The sequence below is a fragment of the Vibrio sp. 1457 genome (assembly GCF_033340195.1).
GTDB classification, from domain to species: Bacteria; Pseudomonadota; Gammaproteobacteria; order Enterobacterales; family Vibrionaceae; genus Vibrio; species Vibrio alginolyticus.
Window position 1 is genome coordinate 1 of the sequence record NZ_JAWOWA010000044.1, and the last position, 16,828, is coordinate 16,828.

12 protein-coding genes are annotated in these 16,828 nt (G+C 45.8%); 5 read left to right on the forward strand and 7 right to left on the reverse strand.

Features of this window, described 5'->3' with window-relative positions:
- Nucleotides 1–91: 91 nt before the first annotated feature.
- On the reverse strand, nt 92–1,174 hold the full coding sequence (locus tag R7Z41_RS23095; RefSeq protein WP_005379703.1) for a glycerol dehydrogenase: 1,083 nt from the start codon (nt 1,172–1,174) through the stop codon (nt 92–94).
- Nucleotides 1,175–1,527: 353 nt separating this feature from the next.
- On the opposite strand from R7Z41_RS23095, the gene dhaK reads away from it, so the two are divergent.
- The 3 genes from dhaK to ptsP are packed head-to-tail and all read left to right on the forward strand — an operon-like array spanning nt 1,528 to nt 5,638.
- Nucleotides 1,528–2,586 (forward strand): dihydroxyacetone kinase subunit DhaK, encoded by a 1,059-nt coding sequence (dhaK, locus tag R7Z41_RS23100; RefSeq protein ID WP_206970480.1) that lies wholly within the window; start codon nt 1,528–1,530, stop codon nt 2,584–2,586.
- 15 nt (nt 2,587–2,601) lie between these two features.
- Entirely contained in the window at nt 2,602–3,237 is a 636-nt protein-coding gene (gene dhaL, locus R7Z41_RS23105; RefSeq protein ID WP_005379705.1) for a dihydroxyacetone kinase subunit DhaL, read from the forward strand.
- A gap of 1 nt (nt 3,238) precedes the next feature.
- On the forward strand, nt 3,239–5,638 hold the full coding sequence (gene ptsP / locus R7Z41_RS23110) for a phosphoenolpyruvate--protein phosphotransferase (RefSeq protein WP_225478111.1): 2,400 nt from the start codon (nt 3,239–3,241) through the stop codon (nt 5,636–5,638).
- Nucleotides 5,639–5,718: 80 nt separating this feature from the next.
- Here the strand turns inward: ptsP and dhaR are convergent, their stop codons facing one another.
- From dhaR to R7Z41_RS23135, 5 genes are all read right to left on the reverse strand, one after another.
- The gene (gene dhaR / locus R7Z41_RS23115; protein WP_065274141.1) at nt 5,719–7,644 is read right to left on the reverse strand and encodes a dihydroxyacetone kinase operon transcriptional regulator DhaR; all 1,926 of its coding nucleotides are present in this window, start codon (nt 7,642–7,644) and stop codon (nt 5,719–5,721) included.
- A 145-nt stretch (nt 7,645–7,789) separates the two neighbouring features.
- Nucleotides 7,790–8,320, reverse strand: a complete 531-nt coding sequence (locus R7Z41_RS23120; protein WP_005379708.1) for an MltR family transcriptional regulator — start codon at nt 8,318–8,320, stop codon at nt 7,790–7,792.
- 86 nt (nt 8,321–8,406) lie between these two features.
- A complete protein-coding gene (locus R7Z41_RS23125; protein ID WP_149192008.1) occupies nt 8,407–9,555 on the reverse strand; it encodes a mannitol-1-phosphate 5-dehydrogenase in 1,149 nt (382 codons plus the stop codon).
- A 111-nt stretch (nt 9,556–9,666) separates the two neighbouring features.
- Nucleotides 9,667–11,619, reverse strand: a complete 1,953-nt coding sequence (locus tag R7Z41_RS23130) for a PTS mannitol transporter subunit IICBA (RefSeq protein ID WP_149192009.1) — start codon at nt 11,617–11,619, stop codon at nt 9,667–9,669.
- 595 nt (nt 11,620–12,214) lie between these two features.
- Nucleotides 12,215–13,978, reverse strand: a complete 1,764-nt coding sequence (locus tag R7Z41_RS23135) for a lysophospholipid acyltransferase family protein (RefSeq protein WP_064377418.1) — start codon at nt 13,976–13,978, stop codon at nt 12,215–12,217.
- A 233-nt stretch (nt 13,979–14,211) separates the two neighbouring features.
- Here R7Z41_RS23135 and R7Z41_RS23140 point away from each other — a divergent pair, with 233 nt between their 5' ends.
- Entirely contained in the window at nt 14,212–14,931 is a 720-nt protein-coding gene (locus R7Z41_RS23140) for an SIMPL domain-containing protein (RefSeq protein WP_005379714.1), read from the forward strand.
- A gap of 223 nt (nt 14,932–15,154) precedes the next feature.
- The gene (locus R7Z41_RS23145; protein ID WP_005379716.1) at nt 15,155–15,430 is read left to right on the forward strand and encodes a hypothetical protein; all 276 of its coding nucleotides are present in this window, start codon (nt 15,155–15,157) and stop codon (nt 15,428–15,430) included.
- A gap of 95 nt (nt 15,431–15,525) precedes the next feature.
- On the opposite strand, the gene R7Z41_RS23150 is transcribed toward R7Z41_RS23145, so the two are convergent.
- On the reverse strand, nt 15,526–16,329 hold the full coding sequence (locus R7Z41_RS23150) for a MetQ/NlpA family ABC transporter substrate-binding protein (RefSeq protein ID WP_017633488.1): 804 nt from the start codon (nt 16,327–16,329) through the stop codon (nt 15,526–15,528).
- Nucleotides 16,330–16,828 lie beyond the last annotated feature (499 nt).

The window sequence follows — 16,828 nt, forward strand, 5'->3', positions numbered from 1 at the left end:
CTAGGGCGGTAAAAATATCAAAGACCCGATACCCTGTTAATCGCTACGCGGCTCCTCTTAAGTGAACTACATTGCACTTTAAGGGGGGGAGTTATTGACCCAACTGGTGAGCGGTTAGAATTGCAGAGTAGACATTTTCTGCCGTCACTGGGAATGGCATATTGTGGATGGTTTCTCCCTCGGCCGTTGAGGCTTCGGCGACCTCGCGCAACTTAGCGTGGTTAAGCTCTTTAACGCCCATATCAAATAAGTTGGTTGGTAGACCTACAGAGCGGCAGAATGCAAGAACCGTATTAATCTCTTCCATCGCTGCGTTTTCTAGTACCAGCTGAACAAGTGTGCCGAACGCGACTTTCTCACCATGATAGAGATGATGACACTCTTCAAGCTTAGTTAGGCCGTTATGAATAGCGTGAGCACCCGCTAGACCACTGCTTTCAAAACCGATACCGCTTAGGTATGTATTGGCTTCAATAATGTTTTCTACCGCTTTGGTGCTCACACCATTTTCTACCGCAGCTTTTGCTTTTACACCATCTTCAAGCAAGGTTTCATAGCAAAGTTTCGCAAGCGCTTGTGCTGAACGCGTCGCTAACCCACCAGCCATTGTTGCCTTACCAGAAGTCATGTTGGCACGAGCTTCAAAGTAGGTGGAAAGCGCGTCGCCCATCCCCGATACAAGTAAGCGAACAGGGGCTTTGGCGATGACTGACGTATCCATGATGACCATGTCTGGGTTTTTAGGGATCATCAAATATTCTGCAAATTCACCTTCAGGTGTGTATATCACCGCAAGCGCTGAGGTTGGCGCATCAGTCGAGGCAATCGTAGGAACCACCACGACAGGAATTTTTGTGTAAAACGCAACAGCCTTTGCTGTATCTAACGTTTTACCACCACCAATACCGACAATGACATCGTGTTTCTGAGTGGCACAAATGTCCGTGATGCGTTCAATCTCAACGCGCGAACATTCGCCACCAAAAATGTTCATAGTGAGTGGAAGCTTTTCGTCAGCAAAACTTTGCTTGACGTCATCACCAACCAGGTTAGTCACGAACTCATCGGCAATTACTAACGGACGTTCACCCAATGTTTTCACATAGTGAGCGATAGATGTAAGTACTTGTTCACCTTGGACGTATTTGCTTGGGCTGATAATAATTTTGTCCATAATTCAAACCTTTAACCTTTTTTATGTGTGTTTTGGACTGCAATGAATATCCATTGTAGGGATAAGGTTTATATTAGGTTTGGTGTGGTAGGTGGTGAAGGATATCTCTGGTTTTGTTCCATGCTTTTATGACCTCTGTGTCAAACCGACTGTCAGAAGTAATAAGCATCAGCATGCTTTATGGCGCCGATCACTATTCAGGAAAATTTGTCGTTTTACGTTTCATATTGAAACAAAAATGCCGAAGATTTCGTTTCAATATGAAACGAATTGATTTTTGTTGAGCACGCTTTTTCTCTGTTTAAGATGAATTCATACCCTACATAAAAATATAAATGGAATGAGATAGAACGATGAAAAAATTAATTAACCAAATTGATGATGTTGTATTCCAGCAAATGGAAGGTCTGGCTTTATCTCGCCCAGAGCTAAAAGCGAACTACGAACCTCGTTACATGTGGCACGAGGAAACACCGGGGCAAGTGGCACTGGTTTCTGGTGGTGGCTGTGGTCATGAACCTTTGCACGCTGGTTTTATTGGTAAAGGCATGCTGACAGGCGCCTGCCCTGGAGAGGTATTTACTTCACCAACGCCAGATCAAATGTACGAATGTGGCAACCAAGTGAATACTGGTGAAGGCGTGCTATTTATCATTAAAAACTACACCGGAGACGTGTTGAACTTTGAAACGGCTGTGGAGCTGCTTCATACCGATGGCATCAAAGTTGGGTCGGTGTTGGTGGATGACGATGTTGCAGTCAAAGACAGCCTGTATACCGCTGGTCGCCGTGGCGTAGCTGGAACGGTATTGGTTGAAAAGTTAGTTGGGGCTGCCGCGAGCAAAGGTTATTCGTTGGAGCAATGTGAAGCACTGGCTCGTCGCGTTAATAATCACTGTCGTTCATTTGGCGTGGCGCTTAATGCTTGTGTTGTACCCGCAGCAGGTAAACCATCTTTTGTTCTGGAAGATGATGAAGTTGAGTTTGGTGTTGGTATCCATGGTGAACCAGGTATCAAGCGAGTGAAATACACCGATGTCGATACGTTAGTGGATGAAATGTTTGCTGAAGTTGCTGAAAACACACCTTATCAGCGCACATTGCGTATTTGGAATCGTGACGAAGGTGAATGGGATGAAGTGGAATCCAGCATTGAGCCTTTCGCCGCTGAACACGACTACATCGTGATGGTGAATGGTATGGGTGGTACGCCAACTTCAGAGCTTTACGGAGTGTACCGTCGTCTGGCTCATAACTGCGAGCAAGCAGGGTTCCGTATCGTGCGTAATATGGTTGGTAACTTCTGTACGTCACTTGATATGGAAGGCGTTTCGATTACGTTGCTAAAGGCAGACAAAGAGATGTTGGAGCTGTTTGATGCTCCTGTCGATACGGCCGCGATCAAGTGGTAACAGGGGAGAGCAAACATGCAAATTGAAAAACAACATATCGTTCACTGGCTAGAGTTATGTGCAAAAACGTATCAAGAGAATCAAGATTTTCTGACCGACCTTGATCGTGATATTGGTGACGCCGACCACGGTCTCAATATGAACCGTGGCTTTAAAAAAGTTGCTGAAAAACTGCCGCAATTTGCGGACCAAAATATCGGCAGCATTCTCAAGAATACGGGTATGACCTTGCTTTCTAGTGTCGGTGGGGCAAGTGGCCCGCTGTATGGCACGCTGTTTATTCGTACGGCTGCCGCTGTCGGAACTCGAGAGCAATTAACGTTTGAAGAGTTAGTGGATGCACTAAAAAGCGGTGTGGATGGCGTGGTGTCTCGTGGTAAAGCAGAGCTGGGTGATAAAACCATGTGTGATGTTTGGTTACCCGTTTTAGTTAGCGTGAAGGCGTCGTTAGAAAATGGCATGAGCGCCGATCACTTACTTAATGAAATGGTTGAGCTAGCAGAAACGAACGCGGTTGCCACGATTGAAATGTTGGCGAAAAAAGGGCGAGCAAGCTATTTAGGTGAACGCAGTATTGGTCACCAAGATCCCGGTGCAACCTCTTCTTTGTTAATGATTAAAGCACTACAGCAGGCAATAGCAGGTAATTAAGATGGTGGGAATTGTAGTTGTATCTCATAGTCGTCGACTTGCCGAAGGGGTGGCAGAACTTGCCACCCAAATGACGCAAGGCAAAGCCAAGCTTGCGATTGCTGCTGGGATTGATGATCCAGAGAACCCGATCGGAACCGATGCCATTGCCGTGATGGAAGCGATTGAGCAGGTACAAGATCAACAAGGGGTTGTTGTGTTGATGGATCTTGGCAGCGCGTTGCTTAGCACGGAAATGGCTCTGGATCTGATTGATGATCATGTGAGGGAAAATGTCACCCTTATCTCGGCACCTATTGTTGAAGGAACCATGGCGGCGTCGGTGGCTGCCGCCGCCGGACTGCCTTTATCGACGGTAGTCGAAGAGGCACAGAGTGCGTTAAGCGTAAAACAAGAGCACCTTGGTGATCAGCCACTAACATCCGCTGAGATAGCGCCAGTATCAGAGAACTTTGAGCAAGAATGGACATTTGATTGGGTAGTGCAAAATCCGCATGGATTACATGCTCGTCCCGCTGCGGCCATTGTTGGTGCACTCGCGCCTTTTGACTGCCAATTATGGTTGAAAAAAGGCGAGCGCCGTGTGAACGCGAAAAGCTTAAACAGCATTGCGAAACTTGGCGTTCGTAGCCAAGAGACGATCACGCTGTGCGCACTCGGCTCTCAATCCAGTGAAGCAATCAAGGCATTTGAAGCCTTAGCTTATGAGCACTTCGGAGAAAAAGAGGCGGTTGAGCAAGGCATTATCGAACCTGAAGAAAGTTCAGATACTCTGCTCGATGGCATGGCCTCAAATCAGATTGAAGGTGCTGTTGTTGGTATTCGAGTCAATGACGGTATCGCTACTGCTCCTGCTGTCCTTTTTACTCATGAAATGCCAGCAGTGCCTGAACGTGATTTCCAAAGTGAACAAGATGAAATTGAACGGGTTAAGCGTGCGATAGGCGTGGTTGTTCAACATTTGCAGGAGCAAGCGAAGCAGCCGAAAGGGGAAATATTTGCTGCTCATAGCATGATGCTCAGTGACCCAGAATTATGGGCATCGGTCGAGTCGCGAATTCAAACGGGCATGATAGCCGAGCAAGCTTGGGTAGAATCACTGCAAACGTTGGCCGAAGAGTTTCGCCAGGCAGAAAGTCAGTACATGCGGGAACGCGAAGCAGATGTACATGATATAGCACGCCAAGTTATGGTCGAAATGACAGGCGTAACGCCTAATGCCATCGACATTCAGGAACCGAGTATTTTGTTGGCCCGCGACCTGATGCCTTCTGATGTGGCCGGGCTTGATAAATCGAAAGTGCTTGGTATCTGTTTGAGTGAGGGAGGGAAAACCTCTCACAGTGCGATTCTTGCTCGTGCGATGGGGATTCCTGCCATCGTTAAAGCTCAGGGTTGCCTTGATGCTGTGCGTGCTGGGCAAGTGGTGACTATTGATGGCTTTCGAGGGCATTTATGGTTTTCTCCTTCAGATGCAATACAACAGGAATTAGAAGCGCAACAAATTGAGTGGCAAAGCACCCGACAAAGTGCACTAGCGAGTGCTCAGCAAGCCGCAGTCACCTGTGATGGTGTCCATATTCCAGTATTCGCCAATATTGGTGGACCGAAAGATATTGATGATGCACTAACATCAGGAGCTGAGGGCGTTGGTCTATTCCGGACTGAGTTTCTATTTCAAAACAGTGATGAGTTGCCGACTGAGGAAGTGCAATACCAAGTGTATCGTGATATTGCTGCCGCACTTGGTGATAAGCCACTTACGATTCGTAGTCTAGATGTTGGCGGTGACAAGCCTTTAGCCGCTTATCCTATGCCAGCAGAAGATAATCCATTTTTAGGTTTGAGAGGGGTGCGGTTGTGCCTTCAACATGAGTCATTGTTTACCGCTCAACTTCGAGCCATTCTGAGAGCCTTTCACGAGCAACCGAATATTCAATTGATGATACCGATGGTGGCTCAGGTTGAAGAAGTGAGAAAAGTAAAAGCGCTGTTGGCGCATCAAGCAAACCAACTCGGCTTGGATGCGACTCATTTGCCCGTTGGTATTATGATTGAGGTGCCAGCCGCGGTATTAAATGCTGATGCGTTAGCCCAAGAAGTCGACTTTTTCTCTATCGGCACCAATGATTTGACTCAATATGTTATGGCCGCCGATCGAGGTAACGCCGCCGTTGCTGAATTGGTGAACTACTTTGAACCATCGGTACTAAAAGCCATTGAGCTCACGTGTGCAGCAGGCGATCGCGCGGGCATACCGGTTAGTATGTGTGGTGAGATGGCTGGCGATCCAAATGCCACAGAAACATTGCTTCGCGTGGGGTTGCGAAAATTCAGCGCCAGTTCAAGTATGCTCCCGGGACTAAAAGCGCAGATTCGTCAGTTGTCTGTCGATGTTTAATCGATACCTTATCGTTAGTACATCTGTACCGGCGTGCTTACGCCGGTTTTACTTTTGTTATAGGAACGCCAATTCACGGCTTAATACAGCTTCATTTGCTCCTGCAGCCCAAACTTATTAATTTTTCTCCATAAGGTCGTGCGGCCAATTTGCAATGCTTTCGCCATATCATGCATTTTGCCATCACACTGATTCCAAGCTTGAACGATAGCTCTTCTCTCGGCTTCTTCTAACGTGATTACTGGCGTATTTTCTGCGGTATGGCGAGAATTCAGTTTAATGTCTTCAGGAATATCGTTCAGCTTGATTAAGTTGGAACTGCGGTTAAGCAAAATTCGCTCAGTTCGATTTCTTAATTCAGAGTTGTTGCCTGACCAACGAAAATTCATCAACGCTTCCAGTGCGACTGGCTCTATCGAGATCGTCACATTGTGGCGGCGTTCATAATGGCTGATAAGCTGCTGGACGAGAAATTCAATGTCTTCTTTACGCTTTCGTAGTGGCGGAATATGCAGCTCGTTCGAGGAGATTTCATAATAAAGTTGCCGACCAAATGAGCGTTGAGTGACATACTCGCTGATCTCTGAAGCGGTGCTCGTGATAAGTTGAAAGTCTACGGGGATCAATCGCAAACTGTCGCTGCGGCTGACGAGCCCAGTTTTTAACAACTTAAGTAGCACGGCTTGTAAATCGGGCGACAGATATTCCACCTTTTCTAAAAAGAGCGTACCGCCATGGGCGAGCTCAAACTTTGAAGGCATGCCTTGCCCTTCGTCATACCCCAGGGTTTCTTTGACCAGTTGCTCTGTATTGATGGAGCGGCAGTTGAGCGTAATGAACGGCCCTTCTTTGTAGGTGCTTTCGTTATGAATCGCCATGGCGAGAGTGGCTTTTCCTACACCTTCTTCACCCGTAATTAGAATCGGTGATTTGGACTTTATGGCCCGTTTTGCCACGGTAATGACATGCTTCATTTTTCGTGAAATGACAGGCAAAGTGCTGAACGTATAGCGCGCACTGCCACCTATTTGTTGTTGAGCAAGTTCGCGAATTTTATCGATAGGGTGCAAGAACAATAAGTGTGTGCCGTCGTTGAGTGGACGCAAGGTGATGATCGCCTCAACAAACTCGCCACGAACCTCTACCGTTGTGAGTTTACGGTTTATGCTCGCACCTGACTCAATACTAGTAAGGACATTCGGTGGGAAGCGCAAAACAGAAAAGACTTCTTTATCCAAGACCTGACTGGCTTCAATGTTTAACAAACGCTCGGACTGGTGATTTACCATGGTGATGCGATTTTCTTCATCCCAGGCCAGAAGGCCATCATCGATGCACTCTAACGTTGCGTTATGCGCACAAGTGAGGCGGTTCATGTTCTCTTGTTCCGACTGAATGTGGATTTGCAAGCTGACTTCTTTCGCGCTCGACGCGATGATGACTAAGTCTTCTTTCTTATAGCTTTCCGCTTTTCTGAAAAGGCATGTTGTACCGCGTAATTTGCCAAATTGGTCGAAAACAGGCGCCGCTACAGAGGCATAAGAGTGCAAGTGGCGATTGAAATGTTCGGCGGCAAAAACTTCACACGGGATATGAGTGTTGATACAGAGATTGACTGCATTTGTGCCTATCTTTCCTTCGGAGAGAAAACAGCCTTGTTTTATGCCGAGCGTTTGCATCTCTTGTCGCATAGAGTCGTGCCCGACGGTGGAGAGAATACAGCCGTTGCCATCGGTTACCATCAATACCAGGTCTTCGTCACCTAGCATGTCGTAAGTGTCTTCAAGTACGGTCGTGGCGCATTCGATGAGATGTTCGTTGCGCTTCATTAGAGATGAGAAGGTAAATCCAGAGGCAATATGTGGTTTTGACCAGGTGTAAGGGCTGCATTGCTTTATGCAACGCTCCCACGACTCGAGGACGGGAGTGCGGGAAAATTCTGGAGATACCCAGTGGTGTTTCTGGAAAAACTCCCACTTAGTTTTAGTGTCTTCGATTGAAAGCATGCGATCCCGTTTCAATACTAGCGATAGATTGGTCTGATGTTACAGAGACATCGGAATATGGACTGTGATGGCTTTCACGCACGTTGTATAGAAGAATGTGCAAAAAGAGGGGCGAGTTGAGGAGGCTTCCGTGCCAGTTTTTCGATTAAAAAGGGCTGTCTTTGCCGAGCTCATTGCAAATCTCGACAATGGCAAGTGAGAGCCCTGACTTAATGATTTGTTGTTGACGTTGCAGTTGTAGCTGATAAAACTCAAGGTCGATGTCGTCATCTGGTTCGCTGACTTCCAGTTGTACCATGCCCATTTTCTTCACCAAGTGCAGTTTCTTAATTGGTTCTAGAATATTCGGGTCAGTGAATTCGTAATCTGAAGCGTCACTATTGAGTTGGTTTTTGAGTTTGATGATGTCTTCGATGTCGTGGTAAATATCATCGGGGAGCACTCCCAAGCCAAACAATAACTTCAAACGAACAGACAGATCGCCCAGCGGTCCAGAGTCTTGTAGCAGCGGACCGACAACCGATTGAACAGCGAAGTTATCTTTACGAAAGATTCTTTGCACTAACCCGTCGATCGAATCGTTAAAAACGTCGACTGCTGCAATGAAAAAGCCTCGTACCGATGGTGCGCTGTTTAATCGCTCAATGATCTCGGTTTCGTTGATGTTATCTGCCATATACTGAATACATTTCTAATTATTAGCTATCCCAACTCTTCAAGCAGAGAAGGACATAGAAGGGGAGCCGAGCTCCCCTAGGTAAATCAAAGTTGGTTGTAAAGTGTCTCGATTTGAGCCACTTCATCGCTGTCTTCTGCAAGACCTGTGTATGTCGCTAGCGTCTTCTTCACTCCCACTTCTTTTAATGAGTTTTGTAGCTCTACGGCTTGTGGGTCAGTGTCGTTAGTGTACTTCAACGCAGCGGCAATGCCTTTCAAAAGTGTTTGATTTTCAGTGCCATACTCAATTGTACCGAGTAAAGGCTTCACTAATCTATCGTTTGCACCCAATTTTCGAATTGGTTGACGACCTACGCGATCCACCTCATCCACTAAGTATGGGTTGGCAAAGCGTCCTAAAATCTTCTCGATGTAGGCGTTGTGCATGTCACGGTCGAAGCCGTAACGTTTGATCAGCACTTCACCACTCTCTTGCATCGCCTGTTTTACTTCAGCGTGAATGCTTGGGTCTTCAATTGCTTCACGAATGGTGTGATGGCCTTTCAAGCAACCTAGGTAAGCGGTAATGCAGTGGCCTGTATTGAGAGTGAATAGCTTGCGTTCTACGAATGCCATTAGGTTGTTGGTTCTTTCCATGCCAGCTATGTCAGGGATTTCGCCCTTGAATTGCTGCTCATCCACAATCCATTCGCTAAAGCTCTCTACCGTCACTTCTAGTGGGTCATCGTTCGCTGCTTCTGCTGGTGGCACGATGCGGTCTACCGCTGAATCGACAAAGCCAACCAATTCGTCTGCTTTCGCGTGCAATGATTCATCCAAGTGTTTGTACACTTCACCTTTTAGGTGTGTGGTGCCACGAACCATGTTTTCACACGCGATGATGTTCAATGGCTTATCGTTACCTGCTGCAAAGCGCTTAGCAATGCCGGTAGCGATGGTTTTTGCAATGATGTCCAGTACGTTAGGGCCAACCGCTGTTGTGACCAAGTCGGTTTTTACAATGCGGTCAATGACATCTTCACTGGCTGAGTTTACCGCGGTGACGTGAGTTACTGTGTCGATTTGGCACTCAGTACCGACCACTTTTACTTTGTATTCTTGCTTGTGACTCAGTTGGTCGACGAGTGGAGCGTCAACGTCTGCAAATGTGACCTCGACTTCTGCATCTGCTAAGAGTTTTCCGATGAAGCCACGACCAATGTTACCTGCGCCAAAATGAACTGCGTTTTTCATAATTCTTACCTACCAATGTCTAAAATGTTGACTTACGAAACTAGGGGGAGGCCAACCGCATAGGGGGTGACAGCTGACCTCATTTGCCTCAGGAGCAAATTAAAGGGGTAATTAAGCCGCTTGTTGACTGCCAAGGATGTTTAGAATCTCTTCCACATCGTTGGTGCTGGTTAGCTTCTCAATTGCCTCCGGCTCATCGAGCGCGTTCGTAATGGTGGTAATCACCTGGATGTGCTCATCGTTCTTAGCGGCAATGCCGATAACCAGTTTCGCTACATCATCGTCGTCTTCAGTAAATTGGATACCCGATGGGTATTGGCAGATTACAATGCCGGTTTTCTTCACGCGGTCTTTCGCTTCTACCGTGCCGTGAGGCACTGCGATAGATTCGCCTAGGTAAGTTGGAACCAATGCTTCACGCTCAAACATCGCGTCTACGTATTCTGGTTCTGCGTAGCCAAGTTCGACCAACTTGTTGCCTGCGAAGCGAATCGCTTCTTCTTTGTTGGCAGCTTTCAAACCTAGGTGAATGTTTTCACGCTGGATTTGGAACACCGACGTTTGCTGTGGCTCGAAGTTGTCGTCGTTTGCTGCCACGAGCGAAACTTTTACCATTTGGTCGTCATTGGCTGCGGATTGGTTTTGCGCTGCTAGTAGTTTGGTGACTAGCTGGTTGTACATCTCGCTGTCTAGGAAGTTAGTCAATGAAATGTGGTGTGCGTTTGGAGCATGCTTACGAGCACGATCCGTTAAGTCTTTATGAGTAATCACGATATCTGCACTCTCTGGTAAGCTGTTAATGGCAAGGTTGGTTACGTGGATGTTCAGACCTGCGTCTTGAACCTTTTTGCGTAGCATGCTCGCGCCCATTGCACTCGAGCCCATGCCCGCATCACAAGCGACAATGATGCTTTGTACTGTCGCTAGGTCTACGTCACCTTTGCTTTGGCTGTTTACCACCGCATCGTTTTTAGATGCAGATTTCATGTCTTTCATTTGTGATGTTGCTTTTTCTAGTGCTGCTTCATCACCGTCTTCTTCTGTTGACGTTTGCGTCTTCATTAGCAGAGCTGCTACCGCGAATGACACACCTGTTGCTGCTGCGATAGACGCTAGAACACCAACGATTGAGCCTTTCTGAGTCATCAACAAGATTGCAAAGATTGAACCTGGTGATGCTGGAGAAACAATACCTGCGTTAAAGATAGTTAGAACGAATACGCCAGTCATACCACCTGCGATAGCCGCAAGGATTAGGCGAGGGTTCATTAGGATGTATGGGAAGTAAATCTCGTGGATACCGCCGAAGAAGTGGATGATTGATGCACCACCTGCCGTTTGACGAGCCGTACCTTTACCAAACACCATGTAAGCTAGCAGGATACCTAGACCAGGACCTGGGTTTGCTTCGATTAGGAAGAAGATCGATTGACCTGTTTCAGACGCTTGTTGGATACCCAGTGGAGAGAAAATACCGTGGTTGATCGCATTGTTTAGGAACAGGATCTTCGCAGGTTCAACGAAGATTGAAGTCAGTGGTAGTAGGTGAGCAGAAACTAGGAAGTTAACGCCAGCCGCCAAGCCACCAGAAAGAATTTTTACGAATGGACCGATAAAGATGAAAGCAAGGATCGCACATAGCATGCCGATGATGCCCGCAGAGAAGTTGTTAACCAACATCTCGAAGCCACTTTTTACTTTACCATCGATGTAGTTATCGAATTTCTTGATAGCCCAGCCGCCCATTGGGCCGACCATCATTGCCCCCATAAACATTGGGATGTCTGTGCCGACAATCACACCCATTGTTGTGATTGCACCGACTACCGCACCACGATCGCCACCAACTAATTTACCACCGGTGTAACCGATAAGTAGTGGCAGCAAGTAGGTAATCATTGGGCCAACCATAGAGGCTAACGTTTCGTTTGGTAGCCATCCAGTTGGGATAAATAGAGCAGTGATAAAGCCCCACGCGATAAACGCGCCGATGTTTGGCATTACCATGTTTGACAGAAAACGACCAAAATTTTGTATCTTGATCTTGGCATCTGGTGATATCATAACAATTCCCCGTTCGATGTTCTGATGAATCTTGTTGTAGTAAACGGTTCGCCAAAACCGTTTGTTTGATTGCTTAGTACCCAATCAATTTACCACACATTTTCCAATTGGAACTGACAACGGGTTTTTCGTGATCTACGCCCGCATTTCTTAGGCTGAGAAACGGTTTTTAAGTGACCAAGTTCAACTTATTAACTTGTAACTTAATAACAAAAAGCCACTTTCAAATCTGTCAATAAAAATCTTAGTGATCAATCCGATCTTCTGACAAATTTAAAATTAAAATACTTTGTGACTTTGATCACTTTTGATTTTTTTTGAAATTCGAATTAAATACTTGTAATGATCAATGTCACGTTTTGTGTTGAGTTGTGGTGGATTTAAAGTGTGACCTGGATTTGTTTTTGTTTTTTGTGAAAGTTTGTGACGGAATTGGTGAGATAAATGCTATCTAGATCTTTCGATAGATTGTATCTATGAGAGTCTTTTCGGCGCACTTCACGGAGCACGCCTAATTAGTTGATGAAAGGGTAAATAAAGAGAGTCGCCACACGGTTCTTCTTGTGATTCCCAACTCTCTACTTAATCACTGTTCTTAATCATCGTTGCTATTAGTATGATAGACGAGGTAGTCATGAGCTTGCTCGCGTCCCATATACCTTGCCAACGTCTTTTCTTGAACATCGCGCAAATCCACCATAATCAATCCATCTAGAGCGTTATTGAATGCAGGGTCGATGTTGAAGCATACCAGCTTGCCATTGAGGCTTAAGTACTGACGCAGCAAAACGGGCACTCCTTTCCCTTCATCGATTCTGGCAATGACACGTGACAATAGCTGTAAATCACCCAGAGCGGTGAGCATGCTGGTATTCCAGTCACGGTGGTGCTCAGGAAGTGGGTTAGAAGGCGTGACGTATTCTGCACAGTTGTTGTCGTAGTGGTGCAGTGTCATTGATTGAGCCAGTAATTGACGTGCAGTATCGCTATAATCGTTGCTAATGCTTACCGGACCAAATAGGTGAGTGTAATCAGGATTTTGATGAACGAAGGTTGCGATGCCTTTCCACAGCAACAGTAGCGCGCTCATGCTCTTCTGATATTGCTGTGCAATCACTGAGCGCCCCATTTCGATGGATTTACCCATTTGGTCTATAAAGCGTTGGTCATAGTTAAACAACGTTCGTGAATACAGACCTGCTACGCCGCGCTTTTCAATCAGTTGATCAACTAGACCTAAACGATACGCGCCCACCAAGCATTGGTTTTCTCTGTCCCACACAAACAGATGCAGGTAATCATGATCGAAATGGTCAATGTCTATTGCTAGTCCTGTCCCTTCGCCAACCTGTCGAAAATTGAGCTCACGTAGGCGACCAATTTCATGCAGTAGGGAAGGGATGTTCTGCGACTCCGTGCAGTAAACATCGAACTCACCACTTGTTAGCAGCTTGGACTCTTTTGGTAAGTTGTTCAGCTCTTCAAGCAATTCGCCTACGGGTAACCCTGCCGCTATTGGAGAGAGCATTTCTGATGAAGAAGAAGGCTTCACTGAATGGGTTTCACGATTGAGCAAGTAAGTGTTGAGCCGCAAATAGTTCACCACTTGATCATCGTTAAGTGTGTTGATCTCTTTGAATTTGATCACTTGGCCAAAAGATAAATCAATGGTTTGCGCATGTTTGTTTAGCAACTCTCGACCAAGCAGTAGGGTACGCAAAAGTGGATGGATTTTCCCTGCCATATAGAAGCGTTTCGAGTTCTGACCACTGATGAACACTGGAACTGTTGTTGCTTTGTTTTTTCGGATTAGGCTGCTTACGCTTCGACTCCACGCTTTGTCTTCCAAGCGTTGCTGTTTGGCATCGACTAACTGGGAAACCTCGCCGGCAGGAAAGACAAGCAATAAGCCGCCACTTGCGAGGTGTTTATTGGCCGCTCTCAGGGCTTTCATATTCGATTTGACGGCGTCTTTGCCTTCAAATACATCGACACCAATAAAGAGCTGATCTAACTCCGGCACGGTTTTCAGGTATTGATTGGCTAGAATTTGGATATCGTCTCGTACCATCAACAAGAGTTCGGCCAAGATGACGCCTTCCACACAACCAAGCGGATGGTTCGCCACAATGACGGTAGCACCTTGTTTAGGTACTGAGTCGAGTGAACCATGAGCAATGCGATAATCGATACCTAAGACATCCAGCGTGAAGCGGAGAAAAGTTTTGGTATCGGCATTAACGGGGCGTTGGGCGTAGAACTTATCAAGTTGGTTTAAACCGGTTGCCCATTCAGCAACGTTTTCACCAATGCCAAACGGCGTTTTACGAGGGAGACGAAAAGGGGTTGAACTATCCATATTTACCTCAGCGTACAAGTTGCTGATTGGATAGTAGAAATTACAGATGACAGTTCAGAGGCAAAAGCATGAGCCTTTGGTGACAAACCAATGAAGCTTTATTGACTAAAGAAAACGGTATATCACTGTGCTATGAATCAAAACTCGCGTTATGTCTCCCTCTTAAAACAATAGATAGGCTATCTTATCTAGAACAAAGATTAAGCTAAGTTGATATTTATCAGGGGGAAATAATGGAACGAGTTTCCAATAAAGCAGCACTTTGGATTGGGCTAAGTTTGATACTTGGTCTTGGCATCCTTGGCTATTTTATGCAGCAGACGGCGGTGAAATACCGAGCCTATGAAAGAGTCGTGACAGTAAAAGGTTTGTCGGAGCGTGAGTATCCTGCTGATACGGTGATTTGGCCGATTCAATTTACTCTAGCGAGTAATGATATGGGGGCCATGTTTGATGAAATTGACCAGCAAACCCGTTTGATTTTGGACTTTCTAAGTGCCAAAGGGCTTCCTGAAACCAGCGTTTCCCTTTCTTCCCCAGCGGTCATTGACAGAAAAGCACAGCAATATGGGAGCGAGCAAGACATTGAGTATCGTTATTTGGCCTCGCGAACCGTTACGGTTTACAGCCAGAGTGTTGATGTTGTTCGAGCGGCAATCAATGAAATAGGTGAGCTAGGAAAACAAGGCGTTTTGCTTAACCAAGATCCTTATGCAAATCGTGTTGAGTACAGCTTTACTAAGCTGAATGATGTGAAGCCAGACATGATCGAAGAAGCGACTAAGAATGCGCGTGAAGTGGCTGAGAAATTTGCGAAAGACTCACAGAGTTCACTGGGTAAGATCAAACGTGCAACTCAAGGGCAGTTCTCGATTTATGACCGAGACAGCAACACGCCTTACATTAAGAAAGTACGAGTGGTATCGACGGTTCAATATTACTTATCTGATTAAAGTTGCGCTCATATAGTCAATAGTTGGTCGTTCCATCACCTTCTATTTGTAGAGGTATCTATGCTCTGTGATAGGGAAATCAGTCTTCGCTGACGCTATATACAAGTACTTTTTTATAAAACTAAGTTCTTAACAGTGATGAGGTGAGTTTGATAATAATCAAGCTCACTTGTTTCTTATGAGCGTAAGTTAGTATGACTTATTGCTAGAAGGAATTAGTATCATGGCATACAAGCACTTTGTTAGAGAACTACTGGGTTTAGCGATTGTTGTCTCTGTCGTCTTTGGCGTATTAGGCGTGATGTTAGAGCTCTTCGCACTGACGGCACTTTGGGAGCATCAGCAAACGATAGCCGATGTTTTTTTCCATGAATCTCTCTACTTCATCGTATTTTTAATCCCACCATACTTCCTCTGGAAGTTGATTAACCGCCCTGAATTGGTTTCTGCTGATCAAGCTTATTTGGCAATGAAGTTAGAGGCTGAAAGTCGACAATGAGTCGATTTAGTGAGTAATGAAAAGAAGAGGCTATGAGAAAACATTAGCCTCTTTTCTATCTGATTCGTGGGGCAAAGTAGTCGCTGCTTTATTGATTAAAAAGCTGCTTCGATTGTGCCTTTGAAAGTGCGATCGAGATAATCACGAATCGCTTGAGATTGATAAATAGAAACGAACTTTTTATACGCTTCATTATTTTTGTCTGCGTCACGAGTGGCGATGACCATGACTGCTAATGGGGCGTCTTTTGCTTCAAGATAGATACTTTGTTTCTTCGGATCTAAACCAGAAGACATTACGTAGTTCATTGTAATCGCAGCCGCGTCCACATCATCTAATGTTCTTGGTAGCTGAGCGGCATCTACCTCGACAAATTCAAATGATTTTGCGTTTTTTGTGATATCAGTTAGGGCGGCTTTATGGCCAACACCCTGTTTCAGCTCAATTAAACCTGCATCGGCGAGTAGCAACAGACCACGACCACCGTTGGTAGGGTCATTTGGAAGCGCTATACGTGCATTGTTTGGAAGCTCTTGCAGTGAGCGATACTTATTGGAATAAAGCCCCATACGCATAAGAATGGACTGACCAATTGATACTAATTGGGCGTTATGGCTACTGTTGAAGTTGTCTAAAAATGGCTGGTGCTGATAGCTATTAATATCGATGCTACCATCGCTAAGAGCGGCATTAGGTGTCACGTAGTCAGAAAACTCAATGACTTCGACATTCAAACCTTGCTTCGCTGCCTCCTTCGCTACCGCCTCGACTACTTGTGCATGTGGTCCAACTGTCGCGCCCACTTTAATGACAGAGTCATCTTTTTCTCCACAAGCGCTTAAGCCGACTACTGCCGTGAGAATCAAAGCTAGTTTCTTTAAGTGACCAATACTTTTCATTGTAGCTCCATTTTTGCTTTAGACGTCCATACGTTTATATGTCCATACTATCAGAAGTTGTCTGAGGGTCAATGGTTTAAATCACGAGCAGACATTTTGTTTCTATTGCTCGTATAGAAAGCCAGATAATAGTTAAAGAAGAGGGGAAGAAGAAAAGCTATTACGAGGTTAGTGACGAGTTACCGCAACCGAAACTGTACCCAAAGATATAAGATACAAAAAAGGCGTAGTAGGTATTAACCTGCTACGCCTTTCGAAATATGGTGGCCCCTCGCAGACTTGAACTGCGGACCAATCGATTATGAGCGAAGGTCTGACGCAATATCACTGCACAATCAACATAGAAACCCTGCCATGAATCACGCCCATATCCACCAGCAAAATCACATCACCTGATTACCCGCATGATTTCTCTGACGTCGACGACGGGAATTGTTGAAGGTGATTAGTACGACGACGCCGACGAGGAATGGGGTTAAATTTAGGTGGAAAGACAGGA